The organism is Mesorhizobium sp. M4A.F.Ca.ET.090.04.2.1 (assembly GCF_003999085.1).
Classification (GTDB): Bacteria; Pseudomonadota; Alphaproteobacteria; order Rhizobiales; family Rhizobiaceae; genus Mesorhizobium.
Window position 1 is genome coordinate 1 of the sequence record NZ_RZOT01000545.1, and the last position, 4,078, is coordinate 4,078.

Sequence of the window (4,078 nt, forward strand, 5' to 3'; positions counted from 1 at the left end):
GTTGGGAGCAGCGCCCGGGGGGAACTGGGCTTGGTGCCGGAGGTTCCCATGTTACTTTCTCTTCGACTTCGGGTTCAGCTGCAGCGACGCGACGACGCTCAGTGGCTTGTTCGAGGTCTGCGTTGCCCACTCTCCCACGAGCTCGGCGAACTCTTGCGCCTGCGGACCCTCAACCGCCACACCCCAGCCGCTAACCACCCACCCGCCGATCTTGCTCACCGGCAGTCGTCCGAGGAATGCAACCAGCGGTTCGCGCAGTTCCGGCCGGTCTCCGCAAAGGCGCGCCAGACCCTCGGCCGCCGGCGGCCGTTTGCCGAGATCTTCGGTCTGATCAATCTTCGTCACGAGGCCCTGGAACACCCGGTTGGCATCTTCGGGCGTGAGCGCAGCCACCTCGGCCTTCGTCACCTGCGTGACGCCGAGAGTCGACGTCGCCAGCCGCTCGATCATGGCTTCCACGGGGCCGCCGGCGACACCGATGCCGGCGGACGTCCTGCGGTCGCGGCTGACAAACACGTAGGGCCGCAGGTCGATGCCGTTCAGCGGCGGGGTGATCGCCGCCCAGCGCTTGACCCACTCGATGTTGGGCCAGTCGGCCATGGGATCATCATCGGCGTCCTTGCCACCCTTCGAGGTCACCTTCCGCTCGAGGATCGAGATGGTCTTGGAGCCGTCAGCGGACGCGTCGCGGGCGATCGCGTTGAACAGTTCCGGGGCGAATCGCTCCGCCAACATCAGCTTGGCCAAGACGGATTGCTTGATATCGTCCTGGAAGCCGCGCTCGCTGGCGATCTCGACGCGCAGGGCCATGGTGTTGACGAAGCGTTTGATCTGCCGGGGATTGCCGTGGGCGCCCTCGGTTAGGATCGGCGTAATCTCCGCCGCAAGCTGCAGGGCGGCATCCAGATCGGAGGGTATGGACCCCAGCCTCGCCTTGATTTTGTCTCGGTCGAAGCCGGTGCCCAGCCAGGGCCGCTGCAAGGCCTTGCGCGCCACCTCGAGCAGGCTCTTGAACTCCACCGAACTGTCGCTGACGCCGGAGGCCAGATAGAGCAGCAAGGTGAGATAGACCAAGGTCTCCGACGCGCCAAGTGCCGGCATGCGGAACGGAACCTGGATCAGTTTTTCCAAGTAGTTGCGCGCGTAGCTTGTAGGCCCCGCCGCCGCCGGGAGATCGGGAAAGTGGTTGCGCACGGCATATTCAATCATGCCCTCGTCAGCGGCGATGACGAACGCCGCGTTCGGCACGAACAAGAACAGGCGGATAGCCTCCAGCGTGGCGATCGCCGTCTGCGGGAGGCATCGATCGAGGTCGTCGATCAAGACGATCAGCCGGTCGACCTTGGCGCGCTCCAGCAGCTCCTCGAAGTCTTCGCGAAAGGCGTGCATCCGTTGCGGCGTCGTCTCGGAAGGTGCGGCCTCCTTAAAATGCTCCGCCGCACCGTCCATGACCTTGTTGAACACGTCGCCGGTCAGGTAGGCCTTGGGATCGCTAATCACCTTGCCCGCGATCGAACCAATCCCCTGGATCAGGTCCGGACCGGGGATCCCGGTCGCCATGGTGAACGCCAGGCTGCCTGCGGTGCGGGCGGCCTTCATCCAGTTGACGGCCTTCAGGACGTCCCAGGCCTTGTCCGCCACCTTGGCGATCCCGGACCTCTCCTTGAGGAGGGCTGCGACGATCGTCTCGATCAGCACCGCCTTCGCGTCGTCGTATCCCTCAAACAGCCAGCCGTTGAACCGGACACACAGGGTGTCTGTCTGTCCCTTGAATGCCGACTCAATCATCAGCAGCGTGCTGGATTTGCCCGCTCCCCAGTCGCCGTGCAACCCGATCGTCAACGGTTCCTTCGACTTCTGCCTGATCAGCTTGACGACCGTTTTAGCGACCGTCTCGTAATACAGGTAGTCGATGGCGGTTTCATTATCCGCGATAATCACGAAATCCCCTCCCCCAAACCCTGGGTATCCTTGCCGTTATAACAGAGTTCAGAATTGCAATCTGTCTCTCGCAATAACCCCCAAAGCACTGAGAGACATGCGCAACCCGCTATTTCGGTCGGCTCAGCAATTAGAAGCGCCGTCTCATGATTTGTCTAGGATTTTTCTTGGGATGATTTGCTTATCCAGGGTCCGTCCGGCGGCTTAAATAGCACTCTCGATGGATACAACTTCACACCAGGCAGCGCGCCTGCGAGTGACCCATCATTCACCGCCACCGGCGTTTTTGGCTCTCCAGAACGGCTCGCGCCGATCAGCGGAGCAAAACCCCATCGATGTGGATGTTCCGTACAATCTTGACCCAGCCGGGGTTCATGCGAACACCGCTGCCGAGATGCGAACGTAGGAAATCCGCCACCTCATCCAAACTGGAGAGGTGGGCTGGATGCACGTTAGATCCAAAGTGATGGCAGGCAAAGTAGCCATCAGAACCGGGCTCGGCCCACGCGGTTACCAAACCGCCAATGACACGTTCAATACGAGCTACAGGCATATTTCCCCCCACCATTTTCTAGGCAACGCCCCACGCCCGACAGCGTCTCCTCACGTCATCTCGCGAACCCCGGTCGTAGATCCTGTTGAGGACGCCGCGAACTGCGGCCACCGGCCAGGCAGCGTATTATTCATCAGTGCCGACGCTAAGCATGCTCTTCCTCGTCGTTGTATAATCCTGGCATGATATCACCTGCGAGTAGCTTCTCCTTCGAGAGCAGTCCAGCGTCCTCGAGGGCTTCGAAATCCGGCAGGTCGCGCAGCGTGTCGAGCCCGAACTCCAGCAGGAATTCTTTTGTCGTCACATAGGTGTAGGGCGCGCCCGGCGTTGGGCTGCGCGGACCGGAAGCGATCAGGCCGGCACCGCGCAGATGACCAATAAAATCGCGACTGATCTCGTTGCCGAAGAAAGACGACAGTTCGGCGCGGGTGATCGGCTGGAAGTAGCCGATGCACATCAGCACCAAAACCTCCGACTGCGTAAGGTCGGCCGTCTTCCCACTTCCACCTACAGCAGCACGGATGGCGTCTGCATAGGCAGGCCGGGTCAAATGTTTCCAGCCGCCGGCGACCGAAACCAGATCGTAAGGGCGGCCGCGCAGCTCCTCGCGGATGTCGTCGATGAGAAGATCAATGCTGCAGCTTTTCCCGACGATGCGGGCGAGCATTTCGCGGTCGACCGGCTCGCTAGCGGCGAAGATCGTTGCTTCGACCCGGTGCATCCATTCACGCCAACGCGCTTCCGGCGGCAGATGATCCAGTTCCCGGTCAAACAGCTGGTCAGCTGATCGACGGTCATCTGGCCGGCTCCCTCCTCGCCTACGTGCACTCTCCGCCATTGTCTTCACAGCCCGTAGATGCGGAAGGTAGCGCGGCCGGACAATTCACGCACGGCACCGAGCTCGACCAGCCGGTCGAACAGGCGGCGCAGGCCGCGATCGCTCATGCCGGCGATTTGTTCTGAGGCGACGATCGCGTCGTCAGAGAGCAGCTTTTTCCACGACGACGTCCGCCGCCTTGGCCCTGAGTTTCGGCGCAACCGCAAGCAGCCGGTCCGCCCGGCGCTCAAGTTCGGCGAAAAGATCAATGGCGCGCAGCGCAGCGCGCGCCTGCGCGGCCAGCAGGCTTTTGGCCCAATCGGCTTCCGTTTCGGCGCCGGCAGCCAGAGCGGCAGTCACTGGTCGACGCGCCCGGCACGTACCCACAACTAAGGTCGCTTTGGCGCCCAACAAAGGGATTGCATGTGTCCAGCCTAGCCGCTGCGCGAGCAAGACATCGGCAAGCCAGGCTCCGAGAACGCGCCGGAGGCCGTAACGCTCCGCGGCCGCGAAGGCCCCGACCAGCGTTTCGACCGTGCCGGTGTTGGCGGCAAGCTGTCGCAGATCGTCCGTCAGATCGCTGACCGCCTCATCGTTGAGCGTGAGACCTAGATCTTCCAGCACCGCCGCGACATTTTTCTCCGTTAGCAGATCGTCCGCTGGCCGAGATGCCAGCCGCCGCCAAGCAAGAAAGAAAAGGCCGGCGGGACCGACATTGCCGCCCGGTCTTGTGAGCAATACGGCATCGCGCAAGGCCGCTTCGTCCT

2 protein-coding genes and 1 pseudogene are annotated in these 4,078 nt (G+C 62.2%); all 3 read right to left on the minus strand.

Annotated features, from left to right (window positions below; translation table 11 throughout):
- Positions 1–51: 51 nt before the first annotated feature.
- Positions 52–1,941 (minus strand): Qat anti-phage system ATPase QatA, encoded by a 1,890-nt coding sequence (gene qatA / locus EN781_RS27710; RefSeq protein WP_091600253.1) that lies wholly within the window; start codon positions 1,939–1,941, stop codon positions 52–54.
- Between the two features lie 698 nt (positions 1,942–2,639).
- Positions 2,640–3,332, minus strand: coding sequence for an SMC-Scp complex subunit ScpB (locus EN781_RS27715; protein ID WP_091600266.1), 693 nt, complete (start codon positions 3,330–3,332; stop codon positions 2,640–2,642).
- 5 nt (positions 3,333–3,337) lie between these two features.
- Positions 3,338–4,078: pseudogene (locus EN781_RS27720) on the minus strand (DUF1403 family protein); the annotation flags it as partial.

Excerpts from the sequence above, each read along its gene's own strand:
- EN781_RS27715 (WP_091600266.1), bottom strand. The coding sequence starts at position 3,332 with ATGGCGGAGAGTGCACGTAGGCGAGGAGGGAGCCGGCCAGATGACCGT.